Genomic DNA, 22,730 nt, shown 5'->3' on the forward strand with positions numbered 1-22,730 from the left:
GCTACATGATTATGAGAATGCGAGTCCGTCGCAATATCAACTGGTCATGAGGGCAAGGTCATGATGCGTCTGCTGGGTCTGGTATTGGGTGGCGTGATGGCGGTTGGGGCCGCCGCCGCCGCCGAGGTCAACGTCTATTCGGCGCGCAAGGATCACTTGCTGAAGCCGGTGCTCGACCAGTTCACCGCCAAGACGGGGATCAAGGTCAACCTGCTGTCGGCGGGCGAGGAGCAGTTGCTGGAGCGCCTGAAGAGCGAAGGCCCGGGCAGCCCCGCCGACCTGTTCATCACCACCGACGTGGCCCATCTGCACAAGGCGCGCGTCGCCGGGGTGCTAGCGCCCACCCAATCGGCCGAGCTGGACAAGAACATTCCCGCCCGCTACCGCGATCCCCAGGGCTATTGGTACGGGTTGTCGGCCCGCGCCCGCGTGGTGCTCTACGCCAAGGACCGGGTGAAGCCCGCCGAGCTTTCCACCTACGAGGATCTGGCCGATCCCAAGTGGAAGGGCCGCATCTGCGTGCGCTCGTCGTCGTCCACCTATAACCAGTCGCTGCTGGCCGGGCTCGTCGCGGTGATGGGGCCTGATAAGGCCGAAGCCTGGGCCAAGGCCATGGTCGCCAACATGGCGCGCAAGCCCCAGGGCGGCGACCGCGACCAGATCGCCGCCGTGGCCGCCGGCCAGTGCGACCTGGCCATCGCCAACACCTATTATTTCGGCGGCATGCAGGCCTCGCCCAAGGCCGAGGAAAAGGACGCCGCCGCCAAGGTCGGCATCTTCTTCCCCAACCAGCAGGGCCGGGGGGCGCACATGAACGTGGCCGGGGCCGGCGTCACCGCCAGCGCCAAGCACAAGGCCGAGGCCACCCGCCTGCTGGAGTTCCTGTCGGGCCCCGAGGCGCAGAAGACCTTCGCCGAGGCCAACAACGAATTCCCCGTCCTGCCTTCCGCCCAGGCCTCGCCCATCGTCGCCGCCTGGGGAGCCTTCAAGGCCGAGGACATCAACGTCGCCATGCTGGGCGAGAACAACCCCGTCGCCGTGCGCATCTTCGACCGGGTCGGTTGGCGGTAGACCGGGCTATCGCCCGCACCTGTTCACTTTCGTCACCCCGGCCTTGAGCCGGGGTCTAGGAGTCGCGGAAAAGGCTGGAGGTGCACCCCCTGGATCCCGGATCGCGCTTCGCTTGTCCGGGATGACGACGCGAACAGGGGCGGGAGCCCCAGCGTGGGCGCTTTCTTCTTGTGCGGCGCAGCAGGGCGAAGCATTATTGCGGCCCACCGTCATTCGCCGCAAGGAGATTGCGCCCCATGTCCGTCAAGCCGCCCCGCAAGTTCTTCGAGCCGCTCGCCATCGGCGCGCCCGCCCCCTATCGGGAACTGCCGGTGCGCCTCGAGCGCATGATCCACTTCTTCCCGCCGCACAACGAGAAGATGCGCGCCAAGGCCGCCGAGATGGGCCGCAACGTGGACGTGCTGCTGGGTAATCTGGAAGACGCCATTCCCGCCGACGCCAAGGACGCGGCCCGCGCCGGCTTCGTCGAGGTGGCCAAGGCCTGGGACAATCCCAATACCGGCCTGTGGACCCGCGTCAACTGTCTGAACTCGCCGTGGTTCCTGGACGACATGAATGCCATCGTCGGCGAGGCCGGCGACAAGGTGGACGTGGTGATGCTGCCCAAGGTGGAAGGCCCCTGGGACATTCATTACCTCGACCAGCTGCTGGCCCAGCTGGAAGCCAAGCACTCTGTCCGGCGCCCGATCATGATCCACGCCATCCTGGAGACCGCCCTGGGCGTGGAGAACGTGGCCGCCATCTGTCAGGCGTCCCCCCGCATGCACGGCATCAGCCTCGGCCCGGCCGACCTGGCCGCGTCGCGCGGCATGAAGACCACCCGCGTCGGCGGCGGCCATCCCTTCTACGGCGTGCTGGAAGACGCCGCCGAGGGCAAGTCCGGCCGCACCCTGTTCCAGCAGGATCTGTGGCACTACACCGTGGCCAAGATGGTCGACGCCTGCCAGTCGGCCGGCATCAAGGCCTTCTACGGCCCGTTCGGCGACTTCTCGGACGACGCGGCCTGTGAAGCCCAGTTCCGCAACGCCTTCCTGCTGGGCTGCGCCGGCGGCTGGTCGCTGCACCCCAAGCAGATCGACATCGCCAAGAAGGTGTTCAGCCCCGACGTGGCCGAGGTGCTGTTCGCTCGTAAGATTCTCGAAGCCATGCCCGACGGCACCGGCGCGGTGATGATCGACGGCAAGATGCAGGACGACGCCACCTGGAAGCAGGCCAAGGTCATGGTCGATCTGGCGCGTGCGGTGGCCGCCAAGGACCCGGAAATGGCCAAGGCCTACGGGCTGTAAGATTGCGGGTGATCCCCCTTTCCTCGGGGGAGGGGGATCATCGCAGCTGCAACAGGGTCTGCATGTCGCGGCGGCCGTCCAGGATGCAATAGATCACCACCTGGCAGCCCCTGATCCGATAGATCACCCGATACGGTTTGTGATGGAGTTCCCGGAACTCCGCGATGCCCAGCCGTTCCAGTTCCTTTGGGATGTTGCCGCGCTGGGGCATCTCCGCCAGTCCCAGGCACGCCGCCTCGATGACCGACAGCAGCGCCTCCGCCTTGGCCGGGGAATCGTTGAGGGTGACGAAGCGGTAGAGATCCTCCATGTCCCGCTCGGCGTCCGAGGACAGCAGAACCTCGAAGGTCATTGCTCGGATGTGGGCTTCAGGCGGCGGCGCAGGGCGGCGAAGGCCTCGGCGGCCGGTTTTGCCGCGCCGGCTTCGATGCGGGCTGTGGTCAGGGCCAGCATCTTCAGCAGCGCCAGGGATTCCTGGGTCTGCTCATAGCTGTCGATATCCTGCAGGACCGCCTTGGCTTCGCCATGTAGGGTGATGATCAGCGGTTCGCGGTTGTCGGCGAGGCCCCGAATCATCTCCGGGGCGTGGGCTTTGAGATAGCTGATGGGTTTGACGCGTTCCGAGAGCTTCATGAGTCCGAATATAGACCGAATTCTGGTCGATGGCTATTCCTGCAGCTCGATCAGCACGCCGCAGGCATCCTCGGGATAGATCACCACCTTGCCCTGGCGGTCGCGGTCATAGGCGATGCCCGCCGCCTTCAACGCGCCGGCGGCCGTCTCGGCGCTCTTGATCCGAAGGGTCAGGGCGGCCAGGGCCGGGGCGGGGGGGAAGTCCTCGTCCTCGGCCTCGGGGTGCATCTGGCCCAGATCGTCGGGACGGCAGAGGAAGACCAGCCCGTGGCGGGTATGCACCGTCACCGTCTCGTCGGTGGCGGTGGCGGCGGCCGGGCCGATCAGGCGGTCCCAGGCGGGCATCAGCTCCAACGGCTCGGCCATCAGGGCGGTGACCGACACCATGCCCAGCGCGCCGTTGGCGTGGGTGGTCCAGCCCGGCTGGCGCAGCTTTTCCGGGGTCAGGTGCTGGCACAGGAACGAGGCGATTCCGGGCGTGGTCTCGGGCGGCAGGATGCCGGCCTTGAAGCGGGCCATCTCGCCTTCGATGGTGCGGCTCAAGTCGCCGGGGGCGTCCAGCCCCAGACGGGCGCAATCGGCCTGGGCGTCCTCGGTGCCCCACACCAGTCCCATCAGGCCTTCGCCCTTGGCCGCCAGATGGGCGCGCAGCCGGTCCGCCGGGCCGCCTTCGCCGATTGCAGCCAGGATCTCCAGGTAGTCGTCTTCGAACATCACGCAGTAATTGGCGGTGCCCCATTCGGCGTGCTCGCCCCGGCTGGCCAGGGTGAAGCCCAGGGCGCGGAACGTCGCCGCCGCTTTTTCCAGGTCGGCAACGGCGATGATGACGTGGTCGAGGCCGGTGATGCGGCTGGTCATGGCGGTTTCCTTCCGGCGACGGAGATGGATTGCCGGGTCAAGCCCGGCAATGACGAAACCTGTTGTATGCCGTCATGCCCGGGCTTGACCCGGGCATCCACGAACGGAGTGATTTACGCCTGCTTGGCGTCGATGATGGCGCGGCGGATGGCGCGGGTCTCGGTGAAGCGCTTGTGCAGCACCTCGCCTTCGCCCCAGCGGATGGCCCGCTGCAGCGCGGTGAGGTCTTCGGTGAAGCGCTGGATCACCTCCAGCACCGCCTCGCGGTTGTTGAGGAAGACGTCGCGCCACATCACCGGGTCGGAGGCGGCGATGCGGGTGAAGTCACGGAAGCCCGAGGCGGAGAACTTGATCACCTCCTGCTGCATGTGGCCTTCCAGATCGTTGGCGGTACCCACGATGGTGTAGGCGATGAGGTGCGGCAGGTGCGACGTGATGGCCAGCACCTTGTCGTGATGGTGGGGGTCCATGATCTCCACCTGCGAGCCGACCCGGCGCCACAGCTCGGCCACCTTGTCCACCGCCTTGGGATCGCCGCCGGTGACGGGGGTGAGGATGTGCCAGCGGCCCTCGAACAGTTCGGCGAAGCCGTTCTCCGGACCCGAATGCTCGGTGCCGGCGATGGGGTGGCCGGGGACCAGCTCGACCCCGTCGGGAATATGGGGGCCGAGATCGCGGATCACCGACAGCTTGACCGAGCCCACGTCGGTAATGATGGTGCCGGGCTTCAAATGCGGGCCGATGGCCTCGCCCACCGCCTGGGTGGCGCCCACGGGGGCGCCCACCACCACCAGATCGGCTTCGGGAATCAGCGCCGCCGGATTGTCGCTGGCGGCGTCGACCACGCCCAGCTCCAGGGCGGTCTTACGCGCCTTCTCGCTGGTGTCGAGCGTCAGGATGCGCCGGGCCAGGCCATGCTTGCGCATGGCCCGCGCCAGGGACGAACCGATCAGGCCGATGCCGACGAAACAGACGGTATCGAACAACGGCGTGGTGTTGCTCATGCTCCCACGAACTCTTTCAAGGTATCGACCACCGCCTGGTTCTCCTCGGCCGTGCCGATGGTGATGCGCAAGGAATCGCCCAGGCCGTAGCCGCCCATGGCCCGCACGATGATCCCGCGCGAGCGCAGGAACTTGTCGGCGGTGGGCGCGTCCTTGCCCGGCGTGGCGGGGAAGCGGACCAGGATGAAGTTGCAGACGCTGGGCACCACGTGGAGGCCGAGATCGGCCAGCTTGCCCGACAGCCAGGGCAGCCAGTAGTCGTTGTGGCTCTTGCACAGGTCGGCGTAGGCGGTGTCTTCGAAGGCGGCCAGACCGGCGGCCAAAGCGGGGGCCCCGACGTTGAAGGGATTGCGCACCCGGTTCAAGACGCCGGCCACGTTCTCCGGGCAATAGGCCCAGCCCAGGCGCAGGCCGCCCAGTGCGTACATCTTGGAGAAGGTGCGGCAGACCACCACGTTGTCGCCGGCTTCCACCAGCTCGATGCCGCCGGAATAGTCGTTGCGGCTGACGAACTCGGTATAGGCGGCGTCGATCACCAGCAGCACGTCGGGGCGCAGATTGGCGCGCAGGCGGGCCACTTCCGAGGCCGGCAGGTAGGTGCCGGTCGGGTTGTTGGGATTGGCCAGGAACAGGATCTTGGTCCTGGGCGTCACCGCGGCCAGCAGGTTGTCCACGTTGGCGGTGAGCTCCACTTCCGGCGCGGTGACCGGGGTGGCGCCGCAGGCCTTGGCGGCGATGGCGTACATCAGGAAGCCGTGGGCCGAGTACAGCACCTCGTCGCCGGGACCGGCATAGGAGCGGCACAGGATGCCCAGCAACTCGTCCGAGCCGGCGCCGCAGACGATGCGCGACGCGTCCAGGTGATAGCGGGCCGCGATGGCCTTGCGCAGTTCCTCGGCGCCGCCGTCGGGGTAGCGGTGCATCTCGGGGGCGAAAGCGCGCAGCGCCTCGATGGCCTTGGGGCTGGGGCCCAAGGCGCCCTCGTTGGAGGACAGCTTGAAGATGCGGTCGACACCCTCGATGGCGGATTCGCCGCCCACATAGGGGCGGATGTCCATGATGCCGGGGCGGGGCGTGGGAGCTGTCACGATTCTATCTCCAGCGAAAAGGGGGGAACGGGTCAGGCGAGCGCTTCGGGCGCGAAGGGGGTGGCGTAGCCACCGACGATGGCGATGCGGCCGACGGGGTCTTTCGGCGCGACCAGGGCGGCGAGCCGCGGGTCGGCGGCGGTGACGTGGCCCAGGATCTCCACCATGTGCAGCCACTGGCCGCCGTGGCGGTGGATGGCCAGCAGCTCGGCGGGTTCCAGCCCCCCGGCGGCGAGGATGGCGCGCAGGCGGTCGCGGCTGACGTCGGGGCCGGTCTCCAGCACCGCCAGCGTGCGGTCGTCGCCGGATTCATCGTGGTCGCGACAGGCGATGACCAGGGCCTGCAGCGGCTCGGCCGAGCCCTTGACCGCGGGCGTAGGGGCGAAGGGCAGGCGGGCCACCACGCGCGGCGCGTCGCCGCTTTCCAGGGTCAGGCTGGTCCACCACGGTTCGGCCTCGTCGGCGGCCTCGGTGCCGGGGATCAGCGGGATCACGCCCACCGTGGCGATGCCGTCGGCGACGGCGCGCACCACCTGGCCGGGGCTGCGGAAGGCCGACAGCGGCGCCACCACGCCGAAGTGGTTGCGGGTCAGCTCGATGGCGGCGGTGGAGCGGCCGGCGGCGTGGACGGCGATGTGGAGCGGCGCCTGCAGGCCGGTGAGCGCGCCGACGATCTCGCGCCAGATGCGCACCAGGGCCAGCTTGGGGAACTCGCCCGTGTGGCGGCCCGCCAGACGGCGCAGGATCTGCGCCTCGCGCCCGGGGCGCAGCGTCACCTTGCGGTCGGTCTTGGCGGCGGCGATGCGGCCCACCAGTCCGGTGCGGCGCATCAGCAGGTCGTGCAACTGATCGTCGATGCGATCAATTTCGCGACGGAGCTGCTCGAGGGCGGCGCTGTCCTGGGTCATGGTGGAAAAGGGGGCCGGAAATGGTGGGTCCAAGAGGGATAGGTTTAGTGCGGCTTGGCCCGGAAATCAAAGAAAACGTTGACAGTCCCCGTCCGCGACCATAGCTAATCCATTCCCTGTCGCGGCACGTGATCCCATGTCCCAGAGCGAGCCTGTTCCGACTGCCCCCGCCAACGCCCTCGGCCTGAAGGTCGAATTGGGGCGCGACCGGCCGATTCGGTTGGATTGCGGCGTCGATCTGGGGCCGGTGACCGTGGCCTACCAGACCTATGGTCGGCTCAACGCCGACAGGTCCAACGCCATCCTGATCTGTCATGCGCTGACCGGCGACCATTACGTGGCCGATCCCCACCCCATCACGGGCAAGCCCGGCTGGTGGCACGAACTGGTGGGGCCGGGACGGGTGTTCGACACCGACCGCTATTTCCTGATCTGCTCCAACGTGCTGGGCGGCTGCATGGGCACCACCGGGCCCATGGACGACAATCCCGCCACCGGCCGGGCCTGGGGCCTGGATTTCCCGGTGATCACCATCGGCGACATGGTCAAGGTCCAGGCCCGGCTGGTGGATCATCTCGGCATCGACCAGCTGTTCTGCGTGGTCGGCGGCTCCATGGGCGGCATGCAGGTGCTGAAATGGGCGCAAAGCTATCCCGAGCGGGTGTTCTCGGCCATTCCCATCGCCGCCGCCGCCCGGCATTCGGCCCAGAACATCGCCTTCCACGAGGTGGGGCGCCAGGCCATCATGGCCGACCCCGACTGGCGTGACGGCAAGTACCTGCAGGAAGGCACGCGGCCCCATCGCGGGCTGGCGGTGGCGCGCATGGCGGCGCACATCACCTATCTGTCCGAGCCGGCGCTGCACCAGAAATTCGGCCGCAACCTGCAGAACCGCGACACCATCACCTATGGCTTCGACGCCGATTTCCAGGTGGAAAGCTATCTGCGCCACCAGGGCAACACCTTCGTCGACCGCTTCGACGCCAATTCCTACCTCTACATCACGCGGGCCATGGATTATTTCGATCTGGCCGCCGAGAACGGGGGCGTGCTGGCCAACGCCTTCCGCGGCACGCGCACCCGCTTCTGCGTGGTCAGCTTCACCAGCGACTGGCTGTTCCCCACCCCGGAAAGCCGGGCGGTGGTGCATGCGCTGAACGCGGTGGCGGCCAATGTCAGCTTCGTCGAGATCAAGTCCGACAAGGGCCATGACGCCTTCCTGCTGGACGAGCCCGAATTCCACGCCACGCTCACCGGCTTTCTCGAAGGCGCCGCCGCCCATCGCGGCCTGCCGCGCAACGACGGGGGGGCGGCACGATGATGACCGTCTCCAACGGCAATCTGCGCGTCGATCTCAAGCTGATCGCCGACATGGTGGAGCCCGGCTCGCGGGTGCTGGACGTGGGCTGCGGTGAAGGCGCTCTGCTGGACTGGCTGGGCCGCACCAAGAACGTGGACGGGCGCGGCATCGAACTCAGCATGGCCGGGGTGTCGGCGGCGGTGTCGCACGGCCTCAGCGTGATCCAGGGCGACGCCGACACCGATCTGAAGGACTACCCCTCGGGGGCCTTCGATTATGTGATCCTCAGCCAGACGCTGCAGGCCACCTACGCGCCGCGCGACGTGCTCAGCCACATGCTGCGCATCGGGCGGCGCGCCATCGTGTCGTTTCCCAATTTCGGCCATTGGCGGGTGCGGCTGCACCTTCTGACCCGGGGCCGCATGCCGGTGACCGACACCCTGGCCTACGAGTGGTACGACACCCCCAACATCCACTTCTGCACCATCCGCGATTTCCTGGATTTGTGCCGGGATTTAGGCATCACGGTGGAGCGGTCCATTCCGCTCGACCGCAGCGGCAAGACCATGCCCATTCCGTCCTGCGAGGGCATCGCCAACCTGTTCGCCGACCAGGGCCTGTTCGTGCTGTCGCGCAAGGGATAGGGGGGGGCCTCCCCCCTTGTGCGTCATGGCCGGACTTGATCCGGGCATCCACGCCCATCCGCAGGGACCATTGTTTCATAACCTGTTCCAGCGGACCCGCGTGGATGGCCGGGACAAGCCCGGCCATGACGCACAAGGGACGGAACGGCTACTCCGCCGCCACCAGATAGAGCTGCGGTGCCTTTTCCCCGCCATGGATGGCGCCCAGGAAGGATTCCACTTCCGTCCGCAGGGCATCGGCCTGGCCGGTCAGCTCGGCGGCGGCGGCCAGCACCTCCGACGCGGTGGTGCCGGCGTGGCGGGCGGCGTCGCTGACCTCGCCGATATTGCTGGAAACCTCGGCGGTACCGGTGGCGGCCTGCTCGATGGAGCGGGCGATCTCGGTGGTGGCGGCCGATTGCTGGTCCACGGCGATGGCCACCACCGACGAGGTCTCGTCGATCTCGGCGATGGTGCGCACGATGGCGGCGATGGCGTCGGCGGCCTGGGTGGCGGCCGACTGGACCTCGCCGATCTGGGTGGTGATTTCGTCGGTGGCGCGCGCCGTCTGGTTGGCCAGGGTCTTGACCTCGTTGGCGACCACGGCGAAGCCCTTGCCGGCTTCACCGGCCCGCGCCGCCTCGATGGTGGCGTTCAAGGCCAGGAGGTTGGTCTGCGACGCGATGTCGTTGATCAGGGCCACCACCTCGCCGATGCGGCCGGCGGCGGAATTGAGGCCGGCGACGATCTCGCTGGAGCGTTCGGCTTCCTCCACGGCGGTGCGCGACCGGGCGGTGGAGACCTCCACCTGGCGGGCGATCTCGGCCTCGGACGCATGCAGCTCCTCGGTGGCGGCGGCCACGGTCTGCACGCTCATGGCGGCATGGTTGGCGGCGGCGGCCACGGCGGTGGATTGGCGTGCCGTCTGGTCGGCGATGGCCGACATGGACTGGCTGGTGGACTGCATCTGGGCAGCCGCCGCACCCACCGACTTGATCACGCCGGCCACCTTGGCGTCGAACTCGGCGGTCAGCGTCTCGATGCGGCGCTGGCGGGCCAGATCGGCTTCCTGCTGGCGCATCTTCTCGGCGGCGGCCTGGGCGGCGGCCTCGATGTGCTTCTGGAAGACCTTCAGGCCGCGGGCCAGGGCGCCGATCTCGTCGACGCGGTCGGTGTGGCGGATTTCCACGCCGTGGTCGTCCTGGGTCAGGCGCTCCAGGGTGGCGGTGACGTCGCCCAGGGGACGGGTGATGCCGCGGCCCACCCAGGCGGCGATCAGCCAGACCAGGCCGAGGATGCCGAGGGCGGCCAGTCCGAATTCGATGGCGCGGGACCGGAAGGCGGCGGAAACGTCGTCGATGTAGATGCCGCTGCCGATCACCCAGCCCCAGGGGGCGAAGGCCTGGACGTAGGACAGCTTCTTCACCGGCTCGGTGGCGCCAGGCTTGGGCCACATGTAGTAGACGAAGCCGGCGGACTTTTCCTTGACGATGCGGTTCATCTCGCGGAACAGGAACAGGCCGGTGGGGTCCTTCATGTCCTCCACCGGCTGGCCGATCAACTTGGCGTTGGGATGCGACAGCATCACCGACTGGTCGTGGCGATGCACCCAGAGGTATTCGGCGCCCTCGTAGCGCAGCTTGGACACGGCGGCCAGGGCGGCGGCCTGGGCCTCGTCGCGGCTGAGCTTGCCTGCGCGTTCCATCTCCTCGAAATGGGCGAGCAGGGACTGGCCGACCTCAACGATATGGCGGGTCTTGACCTCGCGGTCATCCATCAGGTCGTGGTTCATCTGGGCCAGACTGGCGGCCACCACGGCGGCGATGCCGCACAAAGCGGTGGCGACGATCAGCCACAGTCGGATCGCGATCTTCATATAACCCCCCTACCAGCGCGGGAAATGGTGCTTAGGGCACTCTTCTCCCCATTCGTAAGGGTTTTTATGTAGAAATAAATCGGCAGTCAACCACCGATTTCGGTCTATTACCTCTGTCGGATAGGTTTTGCATATCCAAAGGACTCAATAAATTTTTTATGGTTTTCGCTTCTTGCCCACCTTTCCCAGGGCGGCCTCAAGGGCGTCGGCCACGGTGCGCATCACCTTGACGCGGGCGTAATTCTTGGAATTGGCCTCGACCAGGGTCCAGGGCGCGTTGGTGGTGGAGGTCCTTTCCACCATGTCATTGACCGCCTGTTCGTAGACGCCCCATTGCTCGCGGTTGCGCCAGTCCTCGTCGGTCAGCTTCCACTTCTTGTATTCGATCTCGCCGCGGGCGTTGAAGCGGGCCAGCTGCTCCTCGGCGGTGATGTGCAGCCAGAATTTGCACATGACGATGCCGTGGTCGGTCAATTGCTTCTCGAAATCGACGATTTCGCCGTAGGCGCGGCGCCAGGCCTCCTCGGAGCAGAAGCCCTCGACCCTTTCGACCAGGACGCGGCCGTACCACGAGCGGTCGAACACGGTGACGCGTCCGGCACGGGCCACATGGCGCCAGAACCGCCACAGATAGTGCTGGGCGCGCTCTTCCTCGGTGGGGGCGGCGATGGGGATGACCTGATAGTCCCGCGCGTTCAGCGCGTTGGTCAGCCGCCGGATGGTGCCGCCCTTGCCGGCGGCGTCCCAGCCCTCGAACACCAGGGCGGTGGAGACGCCCTGCTCCTTGGCGGCGTGGTAGAGGTGGGCAAGGCGCGCCCGCTGTTCCTGCAGGGCCTGATTGTACTCGGCCCCCTCGATGGCCAGGCTCATGTCCAGGGACGACAGGATCGAGGGTTGGGCGGTCAGGGCGGCGGGTTCCGTGGTCTTCTTGGCCTTGGACTTGCCCTTGATCTCGGCGTTGACCTTCTTCACCGCCTCGCGGGTGGCGAAGTGCTTGGTGATGGCCTCCTTCAGGGTCTGCAGCACCACCGCCGAGCGGTAGCGGGCGTCGGCGCCCTCGACGATCTGCCAGGGGGCGTGGCCCTTGCTGGTCTGCATGATCAGGCGTTCGGCGGCGGAGATGAACTTGTCGTACATCTCCCAGTGTTCCCAATCCTGCTTGGTGACCTGCCAGGCGGTGAGCGGGTCCTTTTCCAGGCTTTTCAGGCGCTTTTTCTGGGCCTTCTCGGACAGGTGCATCCAGAACTTGAGGATCAGGGCGCCTTCGTCGGCCAGGGTCTTCTCGAAATGGACGATGCGTTCCAGGCGCTCGTCCAGTTCGGGACCGGTGATCTTGCCGGTGACCCGATCAATCAGCGGATGGTGGTACCACGACGACATGAACAGCCCCACCTTGCCCTTGGGCGGCAGGTCGCGCCAGTAGCGCCAGTATTCGGGGCGTTCGCGTTCCTCGTCCGATGGCGGGCCATAGGCGCGGGTGACGATCCAGCGCGGGTCCATCCATTCGTTCAGGAGGTTGACCGTCTCGTTCTTGCCGGCGCCGTCGACGCCCGCGAACAGCACGATGACGGGAAAGTCCGCCTCGCGCAGTTGCTGTTGCAGGGCCAGGAGGTCGGTGCGCAGGCCCGGGGCCATGGCGTCGAATTCCTCGCGCGAGATCTTGCGTCCCAGTTCAGCCGCTTCGAACATGTCCCACTTCCCCCATGGCACGATCAACCGGAAGTATGAGCGTATGCCTAATGCACAGGGGCGGCAAGGGGCTGTAGTATGCAAGCCCTTGGAAGGAGACGCCCATGCCCCGCACGGTTCAGCTGGTTCTCGACGATGATTTGGCGCGGCGGGTGGAGGAGCGTCTGGCGGCGGAGGGCGGCGATGCGGCGGCGCTGCTGGAAAGCGCGCTGCGCTTCTTCCTCGACGCCGAGGACGACCGGATTGCGGCGCGCGAGTCGGTGATCAGGGCGGCGGGTGAGGGTGAGTTCGGTGCGGTTCCCGGCCTGTCCGCCGACCATGCCCGGGTACGGCTGTGGCTCTTGGGCTGGGGCGGCGAGGGCGAATCCGGGCCGCCGGGGTCGTGCTGAGATGATCCGCTGGTCCGATACGGCGCTCACCGATCTGTTCCGGCTGCGGAGCGGCCTGGGGGGCGAGTCCGCCAAACGGATCGGCCGCCTGATCGCCGAATCCGCCGATTGCCTGGCCGACTTCCCCGAACGCGGCCGTGACGGCACCGCGCCCGGCACCCGCGAACTGCCGCTTCCCGGCCTGCCCTGGCGTCTGGTCTACCGGGCGGGCCAGGGCGGGGTGATGATCCTGCGGCTTATCTGAGCCTGAGGGCGAGGGGGCCGAGGCCCACCACCACGGCCATTGAGGCGAAGGCTAGCCCCCAGGCCAGGGAAGAATTGCCGCCGCCCGCCATGTCCAGCACCATGCCAAACGCCAGCGGCCCGACAAAGCCGGCCCCGAAGCCCAGCAGGGAATGGATGGCGATGGTCGCCCCCCGGCGGTCCGGCTCGGCCGCCATCACCGCGCCGGTGGTCAGCGCCGCCGAATCGATCTGGATCAGCACGTTGTAGAGCAGGATCAGCGCCACCACGATTCCATAGGGCAACCCGCCCGTAAAGCCGATCACGGCGGCCAGGGCGGCCGACGACAGCATGGCGGCGGCGCAGACCCGGCGGCGGTCGAAGCGGATGGCGAGATCGGCGCCGATCAGCGACGAGGCCATGGCCAGCAGCGAGCCGATGGTGGCGGCGGTGGCGGGCGACGGTCCGCCGGCGCCGGGCTGGGCGGCCAGAACCCAGGCGAGGAAGGCCACCATCCAGGACCGCGCCCCGAACAGCTCCCACACATGGGCGGCATAGCCCAGGACATAGCCCATGGCGGCGCGGTTGCGGAAGACGGGTCCGAAATCGAAGGGATTGACCGGCTGGGCCGGCGGCACCGGATTGGCGCGCTCCAAGAGGGTCAGGACCAGGACGAAGGCGGCCAGGGCCGCAAGCCCGGCCAGCAGGAAGGCGATCTTCCATCCCCAGATTTCGGCGATTGCGCCAATGATCAGGAAGGATCCGCTGGTGCCCAGCGAGAAGCTGGCGGTGTAGAAGCTGATCCAGCGGGCCTGGCTCGGCCCCCTGGTACGATCGACCAGGGCCTTCAGCCCCGGCATGTAGGTGCCGGCCAAGCCCACTCCGGCGATGAAGCGCAAGGTCAAAGCCGACCAGAATCCTTCGGCCCAGACGGCGTAGGCCAGGCACGAGACGCCCGCCACCAGGGCGCCGAACAGATACACCTTCTTGGCGTCCACCCGGTCGGTCATGGTGGTCAGCACCGGCACCGCCACCGTGTAGCCGGCGAACAGAATCCCGGAAATCCATCCGGCATCGGTGTTGGACAAGCCCCAGGCGGCAACGAAATCGGGCAGCAGAGTGGGAAAGGCGAAGACGCCGACCATGGTCAGCACTTCCGCCGCGCACAGGCAGAAAACGGCCTTGGCGCCCTGGGACGGGGGCTCACTCACCACAATAATCCATAACTTTCGGTTTGTTTCAATTCGCGCATAAGGTGTATACCGTAAGGGAAAGCTTTGGGGAGCTTTCGTGGGCGCCTCGTCGGGAGAGGAAGGACCCTTTCATATGGCCTCGAATCGGATTGTTTCATGGGGCGGCGGCAAGATCGAGTGGTCTGATGACCTGCTTGTGCATGCCGACCAGGAAGACGACGACCATCGCGAGATGTTCGCGCTGATGAACCAGATCTTCTCGGCCGCCCGCCTGGGCGCCGACATGGTCACCCAGGCGGTGGCCGATCTGTGCCTGTTCACCCGCGAACACTTCGCCCGCGAACAGCACAGCATGGAACAGGCCGGCTATCCCGGCCGCGACGATCACCGCTACGAGCACGAATACCTGATCTTCCAGTTGGACGTCCTGATCGAGCGCCTGATGATCTCGGGCCCCGATTACGTGGCCGACGAACTGGTGGATCTGCTCAAGCGCTGGCTGTGCGACCACATCCTGACCTGCGACGCCGCCTTCGCGGAGTTTCAGCGGGGGCGGGCGGTAGCCTAGGCCGGATCGACATTCAGGACATTCGGCTGATGACATTTGCTGAATAGAAATTTCAGCCACAGATGCACACGGATAAACACAGATGAAGAGTGATTAAGCCCTTATCTGTGTCCCGCGCAGCGGGGATCCGTGTTCATCTGTGGCCAATTTCCAGGCTTATCCGCCTCAATGTCGATTGGCCCTAATCATCCTCTTCAGGGGTTCCGCCGTCGCCAATTGATGGTAGGCTGCGCAACCTTCGAGGGGGAGTCTCCATGCGCCTGCTTGCCGTCGCGCTGCTGCTTTGCCTGTCCATGCCCGCATGGGCGGCGGGGCCATCCCTGTCCGCCCAGGACGAGGCGCGCCTGATCTATCTGGAAAAGCGGGTGGGCGAACTGGATGCCCAGAACCGCGAACTGCGTGCCCATGCGGATAAGGCGGCGGACGGGCCAAAGGCCGAACTGGCCGCCCAGATTCAGGGGGCGAAGGATGTCGCTGCTGCCCAGGTGCAGGGCGCCAAGGAGAGTCTGACCGGTCAGCTTCAGGGCCTGAGCAGTAACTTCAATATGCTGTTGGGATTCGGAGGGGTGGCGATCACCTTGCTGCTGGCCATCTTCGCTTTGGGCGCTTGGGATGCTGGCCGCAAGGCCCGCTCAGTGGCTGATGAGAAGATGCGGTCCATGGAAGGGGAGTTGAAAGCCAAGGTTACTGTACTTACTCAGGGACTCGAGGCTAAAGAGTTGGAGATTTTGGAGGCCGTCCAGAGGAAGGCCGATGGTTTGATCGGGGATATGGAGGTAGCCAAGCAGAAAGGCTACGCGCTGGCCAAGGACATGGAGGCGGCAAAGCAGCAGGGCGACGCCCATGTTGAGGCGCTTGCCAAGAACCGGACGCGCTCGGATGAAATCACCGCCGAACTGGTGAACCTCCGGTCTCCGCCGGCATCGACACCTGAGGGCGAGCGTCTGGAGGCCGAGACCAGGAACACCCCGCCGCAGGACTTGACGGAAGACCAATTGACCGGCCTGACCAAGCAGGCGCTGGCCAAGGGTAAGCCGGCCGATGTTGCCCGCTATGCGGGTGCGCTGGCAGGCAAAAAGCGGGAAGATCCCTATGCCTTGATTCTGCTGTCGCGCTCACGTCAGGAGCAGGGACTGCTGGAAGAGGCCATTGATGTTGCCCAGCGTGCTATCGAAGTGGCGCAGTCGCGGAAAGAGCTACGGACCTTAGGTGCCGCCTATGGAAATTTGGGCGATGCTTTGCTGGCAGCCAGTCAGTTGGAAGATGCCAAGACAGCCTTTATCCAATTCCGAGATATTTTCGCGGGTCTGGTCGCTGCGGATGCGAGTAACGATGAATTCCGTAGGGATCTGGGGGGGGCGTGGGGAGGGCTTGGCGATGTAGCGATGGAGGTAGGGAATCTTGAAGAGGCAAAGGCAGCATTTACCCAAAGTCGTGACATCTTCGCGGGTCTGGTGGCTAAGGATGCAAATGACGGTGAAGGGCTGTGCGAGTTGGGGGCAGTGTGGAGCCGGCTTTGTGATGTAGCGATGAAGGAGGGTAGGTTTAGTGAAGCAAAGGCAATGCTCACTCAGTCCCGTGGCATTGTTGTGGGGTTGGCCGCCAGGGATGCTAGCAACACGAATTGGCAATATTATCTGGGTGCTGTTCTTGGTTTGACCGCCAATGTGGCTTTGACAATGGGCGAGACGGATGAGGCAGTAAGCGCACTCCGCCAAGCAGAGATGATCATCGATACGTTGTTGATCAAAGAACCGGAAAAGCCGGCGTATAGGCAGGGCAAGGCGCGATTGATCAGCCTGTGGGGCGACTACCATGCGGCCAAGGAGGAACTCGACGCTGCCCAGCGGTGCTGGAGTGAGGCGGTATCCGGATTTGAGGCATTGGAGCAGGCAAAGACGCTGAATTTCCTTGGCCGCCGTGCTTTGAGGGAATACCGGACGAAGCTGAAGGGTTCTCGTAAGACCTGACGCGACATGCCTGAAAGGCCCTTCGCCTGCGGCTCAGGGTGACAATCGGGCGGAGGCGTGGACCCCCGGGTCAAGCCCGGGGGTGACGAGATTCAGGCGGCTGTGAACGCGGGGATAAGGGACCAGGGATGCGCGAAGGGACGAGTCCCTTCGCATTCTTTTCCGTCCTTCCCATCCCGAAACAAAAAGGGCGCCCCATAAGGAGCGCCCCTTCCGCGTCAGGAACGAAAAAACTACGTGTGCAGCGGGCGGCCGAGGACGGAGAGGCAGGCTTCCTTGACGGCTTCGCCCAGGCCCGGATGGGCGTGGCAGGTGCGTGCGATGTCTTCCGACGCCGCGCCGAATTCCATGGCGAGGACCACTTCGGCGATGAGGTCGCCGGCGTTGGGGCCGACGATGTGGGCGCCCAGGACCTTGTCGGTGGCGGCGTCGGCCAGGATCTTGACGAAGCCGTCCACCTCGTTCATGGAGCGCGCCCGGCCGTTGGCGGTGAAGGGGAACTTGCCGGCCTTGTAGGCGATGCCCTCGGCCTTCAGCTGTTCCTCGGTCTTGCCGACGCTGGCCACTTCCGGCCAGGTGTAGACCACCGCCGGGATGGCGTCGTAGTTCACGTGGCCGTGCTGGCCGGCCAGGATTTCGGCCAGGGCCACGCCCTCTTCCTCGGCCTTGTGGGCCAGCATGGCGCCGCCGACCACGTCGCCGATGGCGTAGATGCCGGGCACGTTGGTGCGGAAATGGCCGTCGATCTGGACGAAGCCGCGCTTGTCCAGCGCGACGCCCACCTTATCCAGGCCCAGCCCGTCGGTGAACGGCCGGCGGCCGATGGCCACCAGGACGCAATCGGCCTCGATCTTTTCCGCAGCGCCGCCGGCGGCGGGCTCGACGGTGACGGTGGCGGTCTTGCCCTTCCTGGTGATGCCGGTGACCTTGGTGCCCAGCTTGAACTCCATGCCCTGCTTGCCCAACAGGCGCTGCATCTGCTTGGAGACCTCGCCGTCATTGAACGGCAGGATGCGGTCGAGGAATTCCACCACGGTGACCTTGGCGCCCAGGCGGCCCCAGACGGTGCCCAGTTCCAGGCCGATGACGCCGCCGCCGATGACCACCATGTGCTTCGGCGTCTTGGGCAGGGCCAGGGCGCCGGTGGACGAGATGATCACCTCCTCGTCGATCTCGACGCCGGGCAGCGGGGTGACCTCGGAGCCGGTGGCGATGACGATGTGCTTGGCGGCGACGGCGGACTTGGCGCCGTCCTTGGCGGTCACTTCGATCTGGCCGGGCGCGGTGATGGCGCCGGCGCCGACGATGTAGGTCACCTTGTTCTTCTTGAACAGGAACTCGATGCCCTTGGTGTTGTCGGCGACAACCTTGTCCTTGTGGCCCATCATGCCGGCCACGTCCATTTCCACCTTGCCCACCTTGATGCCGAACGAGCCCAGCTCGTGGGCCGCCGCGTGGTAGTGGTGGGACGCGGTCAGCAGCGCCTTGGAGGGAATGCAGCCGACATTGAGGCAGGTGCCGCCCAGGCTGCCGCGCTTCTCGATGCAGGCGGTCTTCAGGCCCAGCTGGGCGGCGCGGATGGCGGCGACGTAGCCGCCCGGGCCACCGCCGATGATGACGACGTCAAAAGCGTTCTCGGACATGGATTCGTCCCCTGGCAGAGCGTCACCCCCGGACTTGGTCCGGGGGTCCATGGATGGCCGGATCAAGTCCGGCCATGACGGTTAAACGTGGCTGATCCTACATCTCGAGCAGGATGCGCTGCGGGTCCTCGATGCACTCCTTGACGCGCACCAGGAACGACACCGCCTCGCGGCCGTCGATGATGCGGTGGTCGTAGGAGAGCGCCAGATACATCATGGGCCGCGCCTCGATCTTGCCGTCGGGCATGACCATGGGGCGCTGCTGCACCTTGTGCATCCCCAGGATGCCCGACTGGGGCGTGTTGAGGATGGGGGTGCTCATCAGCGAGCCGTAGACGCCGCCGTTGGAGATGGTGAAGGTGCCGCCCATCAGGTCTTCCATGCTGAGCTTGCCGTCGCGGGCCTTCTTGCCCAGGTTGGCGATGCCCTGTTCGACCCCGGCGAAGGACAGCTGGTCGGCGTCACGCAGCACCGGCACCACCAGCCCCTGGGGGGTGCCCACGGCCACGCCGATGTCGTAGTACTTCTTGTAGACCAGATCGTCGCCGTCGATCTCGGCGTTGACGGCGGGCCAATCCTTCAGCGCCGAGATGCAGGCCTTCACGAAGAAGGACATGAAGCCCAGCTTGACGCCGTGGCGCTTCTCGAACTGGTCCTTGTACTGGTTCCTGAGGTCGAACAGCGCGCCCATGTCCACCTCGTTGAAGGTGGTCAGCATGGCGGCGGTGTTCTGGGCCTCCTTCAGGCGGCCGGCGATGGTCTTGCGCAGACGGGTCATCTTGACCCGGTCCTCGCGGTCGGCCTTGGCCCTGGGGCCCGAGGGCTTGGCGGGGGCCGGAGCGGCGGCGGGGGCCGGAGCGGCAGCCGCGGCCAGCACGTCGCCCTTGGTGACGCGACCGTCCTTGCCGGTGCCGCTGATGGCCGAGGTATCGACACCGGCATCGGCGGCGATCTTCTTGGCCGACGGCATGACCGCCGGAGCGGCCGGGGCGGCGGCGGGAGCGGCAGCCGGAGCCGGAGCGGCGGCCTTGGGAGCCGGAGCCGCGGCGGCGGCACCGGCGGCGCCGAGGACGCCCAGCAGGGCTCCCACTTCCACGGTGGCGCCGGTGGCGGCCACGATGTCGGTCAGGGTTCCGGCGGCGGGGGCGTTGACCTCGACGGTGACCTTGTCGGTTTCCAGCTCGACCAGCGGCTCATCGGCGCGGACGGCATCGCCCACGTTCTTGAACCACTTGGCGACGGTGGCCTCGGTGACGGACTCGCCCAGGGTGGGCACCTTGATTTCGGTGGACATTACTGCTTTTCCCTCTTCTTAGGCGGTCAGGCGCGAGAGTTTGGAGGCACGGCGGAACGGCTGGGGCAGGGTGACCAGTTCACCGGTCAGCGCCATGCCGACAATCCATTCCTGTTCCGCCACGTGGGTCTTGTACAGGCCGGTGGCGGGCGACGCGGCGGCGCGGCGCCCGCAGTACAGGGCCTTCTTCGCCTTGATGTCGAGCTCTTCGCAGATGAACTCGATACGGCGGTCGACGAAGGTCCACGGACCCATATTGGCCGGCTCTTCCTGCACCCACAGCAACTCGGCGTTGGGATAGCGGGCCAGCTGGGCCTTGATGGTGTCCTTGGGCCAGGGATAGAGCTGCTCGACGCGGATGATGGCCACGTCCTTGATGTCGCGCTTGGTGCGCTCCTCCAGCAGGTCGTAATAGACCTTGCCCGAGCACATCAGCACCCGGCGGATCTTGGCATCGGCCACCAGCGTCTCGGTCTCGGGCAGCACGCGGCGGAAGCGGGACCCCGTGACCAGGTCGTCCAGCTTGGAGACGCACAGCTTGTGACGCAGCAACGACTTCGGCGTCATGATGATCAGCGGCTTCCTGAAGTTGCGGCGCAGCTGACGGCGCAGAGCGTGGAAGTAGTTGGCCGGGGTGGTGATGTTGCAGACCTGCCAGTTGTCCTCGGCGGAGAGCTGGAGATAGCGTTCCCAGCGGGCCGAGGAATGCTCGGGTCCCTGGCCTTCATAGCCGTGGGGCAGCAGCATCACCAGACCCGACATGCGCAGCCACTTGGACTCGCCCGAGTTGATGAACTGGTCGATGATCACCTGGGCGCCGTTGGCGAAGTCGCCGAACTGGCCTTCCCACAGGGTGAGCGTGTTGGGCTCGGCCTGGGAATAGCCGTATTCGAAGCCCAGCACCGCCTCTTCCGACAGCGGCGAATCCATGACCTCGAAATAGGCTTGGTTGCCGGGGCGGATGTGGTTCAGGGGCTCGATGCGCTCCTCGGTCTCCTGGTCGGTCAGGCGGCAGTGACGCTGCGAGAAGGTGCCTCGGCCGCAATCCTGGCCCGACAGGCGGACGGGATTGCCCTCCACCAGCAAGGTGCCGAAGGCCAGGGCCTCGGCGGTCGCCCAGTCGATGCCCTCGCCCTTGTCCACCATGTCCTTCTTGGCGGCCAACTGGCGGACGATCTTCTTGTTGACGTTGAAGCCGTCGGGAGTCCGGGCCAGCGCATGGCCCACTTCCTTGAGGATGTCGGCGGCCACGCCGGTCTTCTCCTCGCGGAACTCTTCTTCCTCGGCCAGCTGGGCCAGGCCCTGCCACTTGCCTTCCAGCCAGTCGGCCTTGTTGACCTTGAAGCTCTTGGCGGCCTCGTAGTCCTGCTCCAGGCGGGCCTGGAAGTTGGCGAAGATGGCGTCGGCGTCATAGCGCGACAGCGTCCCCTCGGCCACCAGCTTCTCCATGTAGATGGCCCGCGTGGTGGGGTGGGAGGCGATCTTGCGGTACATCTGCGGCTGGGTGAAGGCCGGCTCGTCCGACTCGTTGTGGCCGTGACGGCGGTAGCAGATCATGTCCAGAACCACGTCGGCGCCGAATTCCTGGCGGAACTCGGTGGCGATGCGGGCCACGTGCACCACGGCTTCGGGGTCATCGCCGTTGACGTGGAACACCGGGGCCTGGAAGCCCTTGGCCACGTCCGACGAATAGGGGCCGGAGCGCGAGTACTGCGGCGCGGTGGTGAAGCCGATCTGGTTGTTGATGATGATGTGCATGGTGCCGCCGGTGGCGTAGCCCTTGAGCTGCGACAGCAGCATGGTCTCGGGCACCACGCCCTGGCCGGCGAAGGCGGCGTCGCCGTGCAGGATGATGCCCATCACCCGCTTGCGCTCGGTATCGCCGAACTGGGTCTGCTTGGCGCGCACCTTGCCGACCACCAGCGGGCCGACCACTTCCAGGTGCGAGGGGTTGGGCATCAGCGACAGATGCACGGTCTTGCCGTCGAAGTCGCGGTCGGCGGAGGTGCCCAGGTGGTACTTCACGTCGCCCGAGCCCTGGACCTCTTCCGGGTTGGCGGCGTTGCCCTGGAATTCCGAGAAGATGGCCTGGTAGGGCTTCTTCATGAAATTGGCAAGCACGTTGAGGCGGCCGCGGTGGGCCATGCCCAGCACCACCTCGTCGACGCCCAGCTGGCTGCCGCGCTTCAGGATCTGCTCCAGCGCCGGAATGACGGACTCGCCGCCTTCCAGGCCGAAGCGCTTGGTGCCGGTGTACTTCATCTGCAGGAAGCGCTCGAAGCCCTCGGCCTCGGTCAGGCGCTCCAGGATGGCGGTCTTGCCGCGCGGCGTGAAGTCGGTGCGGTTATGGATGGATTCGATGCGCTTCTGGATCCAGGCCTTCTGGTCCGGGTCCTGGATGTGCATGAACTCGACGCCGATGTTCGAGCAGTAGGTTTCCTGCACGATGCTGACGATGTCCCGCAGCTTGGCGGTCTCCAGGCCCAGCACGTGGTCGATGAAGATCTCGCGGTCGAGATCGGCATCGGTGAAGCCGTAGGTGCGGTAATCCAGCTCGGGGTGCTGCTCGCGCTTGGTGAGATCCAGCGGGTCGAGCTTGGCCATCAGGTGGCCGCGCACGCGGTAGCTGCGGATCAGCATCAGGGCGCGGATCGAATCGATCTGGCCCTGGCGGATGGCGGCGGGGTCGACGGCAGGCGCGGCGGGAGCGCCCTTGCCCTTGTCGCCGGCCTTCTTGGCGGCGGCGGCAGCGGCGGCGGCGGCTTCCGGATCGACGGCGCCGATGATCTTGACGTCGCGCCGCGCGCTGGCGGTGCCCTTGAAGTCCTGAATGAGCTGCGAGCCGTCGTCCTTCAGATCCTGGAAGAACGACACCCACGAGGCGTCCACCGACGCGGGGTCTTCCAGGTAGCGGGCGTAAAGCTCGGCGATGAAGACGGCGTTGCCGCCGCTGAGAAAGGACGATTCGTCGAACTGCTTTGTCATGTTCGGGATTCGACGCAGGTTCTAGCCCGCGTCCCTTTCGTGCTTGGGCCGGGCGGCGCCGCCGGGCGCCGCTCGTTTACGGCGCAAACTGCTTTGTTATTATTATTAGTAAAGACGGTCCGACGCACCG

20 protein-coding genes are annotated in these 22,730 nt (G+C 66.3%); 8 read left to right on the forward strand and 12 right to left on the reverse strand.

What is annotated here, in order from left to right:
- The first annotated feature begins 60 nt into the window (after positions 1-60).
- Together WV31_RS15200 and WV31_RS15205 are read left to right on the forward strand one after the other, a co-directional pair.
- Positions 61-1,071, forward strand: coding sequence for a Fe(3+) ABC transporter substrate-binding protein (locus WV31_RS15200; RefSeq protein WP_085374361.1), 1,011 nt, complete (start codon positions 61-63; stop codon positions 1,069-1,071).
- Positions 1,072-1,307: 236 nt separating this feature from the next.
- Positions 1,308-2,357, forward strand: a complete 1,050-nt coding sequence (locus WV31_RS15205; protein ID WP_085374362.1) for an HpcH/HpaI aldolase/citrate lyase family protein — start codon at positions 1,308-1,310, stop codon at positions 2,355-2,357.
- A gap of 37 nt (positions 2,358-2,394) precedes the next feature.
- Here WV31_RS15205 and WV31_RS15210 read toward each other — a convergent pair whose 3' ends face one another.
- From WV31_RS15210 to WV31_RS15235, 6 genes are all read right to left on the reverse strand, one after another.
- A complete protein-coding gene (locus WV31_RS15210) occupies positions 2,395-2,709 on the reverse strand; it encodes a type II toxin-antitoxin system RelE/ParE family toxin (RefSeq protein WP_085374363.1) in 315 nt (104 codons plus the stop codon).
- Positions 2,706-2,990, reverse strand: coding sequence for a type II toxin-antitoxin system Phd/YefM family antitoxin (locus tag WV31_RS15215; protein ID WP_085374364.1), 285 nt, complete (start codon positions 2,988-2,990; stop codon positions 2,706-2,708). The genes WV31_RS15210 and WV31_RS15215 overlap by 4 nt, the downstream gene beginning before the upstream one ends.
- A 33-nt stretch (positions 2,991-3,023) precedes the next feature.
- A complete protein-coding gene (locus tag WV31_RS15220) occupies positions 3,024-3,848 on the reverse strand; it encodes a VOC family protein (protein WP_085374365.1) in 825 nt (274 codons plus the stop codon).
- Between the two features lie 113 nt (positions 3,849-3,961).
- Positions 3,962-4,852, reverse strand: a complete 891-nt coding sequence (locus WV31_RS15225; RefSeq protein WP_085374366.1) for a prephenate/arogenate dehydrogenase family protein — start codon at positions 4,850-4,852, stop codon at positions 3,962-3,964.
- On the reverse strand, positions 4,849-5,940 hold the full coding sequence (gene hisC, locus WV31_RS15230) for a histidinol-phosphate transaminase (RefSeq protein ID WP_085374367.1): 1,092 nt from the start codon (positions 5,938-5,940) through the stop codon (positions 4,849-4,851). Before hisC ends, WV31_RS15225 begins: the two co-directional genes overlap by 4 nt.
- 32 nt (positions 5,941-5,972) lie before the next feature.
- On the reverse strand, positions 5,973-6,848 hold the full coding sequence (locus WV31_RS15235; RefSeq protein ID WP_085374368.1) for a chorismate mutase: 876 nt from the start codon (positions 6,846-6,848) through the stop codon (positions 5,973-5,975).
- A gap of 136 nt (positions 6,849-6,984) precedes the next feature.
- Here WV31_RS15235 and metX point away from each other — a divergent pair, with 136 nt between their 5' ends.
- Together metX and metW are read left to right on the forward strand one after the other, a co-directional pair.
- Positions 6,985-8,169 carry a homoserine O-acetyltransferase MetX gene (metX, locus tag WV31_RS15240; protein ID WP_085374369.1) on the forward strand — a complete coding sequence of 395 codons (1,185 nt, stop codon included), beginning with the start codon at positions 6,985-6,987 and terminating at the stop codon, positions 8,167-8,169.
- Positions 8,166-8,792 carry a methionine biosynthesis protein MetW gene (gene metW, locus WV31_RS15245; protein WP_085374370.1) on the forward strand — a complete coding sequence of 209 codons (627 nt, stop codon included), beginning with the start codon at positions 8,166-8,168 and terminating at the stop codon, positions 8,790-8,792. The genes metX and metW overlap by 4 nt, the downstream gene beginning before the upstream one ends.
- Before the next feature lie 148 nt (positions 8,793-8,940).
- Here the strand turns inward: metW and WV31_RS15250 are convergent, their stop codons facing one another.
- Positions 8,941-10,647: a methyl-accepting chemotaxis protein gene (locus tag WV31_RS15250; protein WP_085374371.1), complete on the reverse strand. Its 1,707-nt coding sequence runs from the start codon at positions 10,645-10,647 to the stop codon at positions 8,941-8,943.
- Positions 10,648-10,803: 156 nt separating this feature from the next.
- On the reverse strand, positions 10,804-12,336 hold the full coding sequence (gene pap, locus WV31_RS15255) for a polyphosphate:AMP phosphotransferase (RefSeq protein ID WP_085374372.1): 1,533 nt from the start codon (positions 12,334-12,336) through the stop codon (positions 10,804-10,806).
- A 104-nt stretch (positions 12,337-12,440) separates the two neighbouring features.
- Between pap and WV31_RS15260 the strand changes: the two genes are divergently transcribed.
- Positions 12,441-12,725: a transcriptional regulator gene (locus tag WV31_RS15260; protein WP_085374373.1), complete on the forward strand. Its 285-nt coding sequence runs from the start codon at positions 12,441-12,443 to the stop codon at positions 12,723-12,725.
- Between the two features lies 1 nt (position 12,726).
- Complete coding sequence (locus WV31_RS15265) at positions 12,727-12,969, forward strand: type II toxin-antitoxin system RelE/ParE family toxin (RefSeq protein ID WP_168185957.1); 243 nt, start codon at positions 12,727-12,729, stop codon at positions 12,967-12,969.
- On the opposite strand, the gene WV31_RS15270 is transcribed toward WV31_RS15265, so the two are convergent.
- Positions 12,962-14,158 (reverse strand): MFS transporter, encoded by a 1,197-nt coding sequence (locus tag WV31_RS15270; protein WP_237051319.1) that lies wholly within the window; start codon positions 14,156-14,158, stop codon positions 12,962-12,964. The two genes, WV31_RS15265 and WV31_RS15270, sit on opposite strands and share 8 nt — an antisense overlap.
- Before the next feature lie 115 nt (positions 14,159-14,273).
- Between WV31_RS15270 and WV31_RS15275 the strand changes: the two genes are divergently transcribed.
- Both WV31_RS15275 and WV31_RS15280 read left to right on the forward strand, forming a co-directional pair.
- Entirely contained in the window at positions 14,274-14,708 is a 435-nt protein-coding gene (locus WV31_RS15275) for a bacteriohemerythrin (RefSeq protein WP_085374375.1), read from the forward strand.
- A 254-nt stretch (positions 14,709-14,962) separates the two neighbouring features.
- On the forward strand, positions 14,963-16,678 hold the full coding sequence (locus tag WV31_RS15280; protein WP_085374376.1) for a tetratricopeptide repeat protein: 1,716 nt from the start codon (positions 14,963-14,965) through the stop codon (positions 16,676-16,678).
- 233 nt (positions 16,679-16,911) lie between these two features.
- Here WV31_RS15280 and lpdA read toward each other — a convergent pair whose 3' ends face one another.
- From lpdA to WV31_RS15295, 3 genes are all read right to left on the reverse strand, one after another.
- A complete protein-coding gene (gene lpdA, locus WV31_RS15285) occupies positions 16,912-18,321 on the reverse strand; it encodes a dihydrolipoyl dehydrogenase (protein ID WP_085374377.1) in 1,410 nt (469 codons plus the stop codon).
- 97 nt (positions 18,322-18,418) lie between these two features.
- On the reverse strand, positions 18,419-19,615 hold the full coding sequence (gene odhB / locus WV31_RS15290; RefSeq protein WP_085374378.1) for a 2-oxoglutarate dehydrogenase complex dihydrolipoyllysine-residue succinyltransferase: 1,197 nt from the start codon (positions 19,613-19,615) through the stop codon (positions 18,419-18,421).
- An 18-nt stretch (positions 19,616-19,633) separates the two neighbouring features.
- Complete coding sequence (locus WV31_RS15295) at positions 19,634-22,600, reverse strand: 2-oxoglutarate dehydrogenase E1 component (protein ID WP_085374379.1); 2,967 nt, start codon at positions 22,598-22,600, stop codon at positions 19,634-19,636.
- Between the last annotated feature and the right edge of the window lie 130 nt (positions 22,601-22,730).

Origin of the sequence: Magnetospirillum sp. ME-1 (assembly GCF_002105535.1) — a bacterium.
In the GTDB taxonomy this organism is placed as follows: domain Bacteria; phylum Pseudomonadota; class Alphaproteobacteria; order Rhodospirillales; family Magnetospirillaceae; genus Phaeospirillum.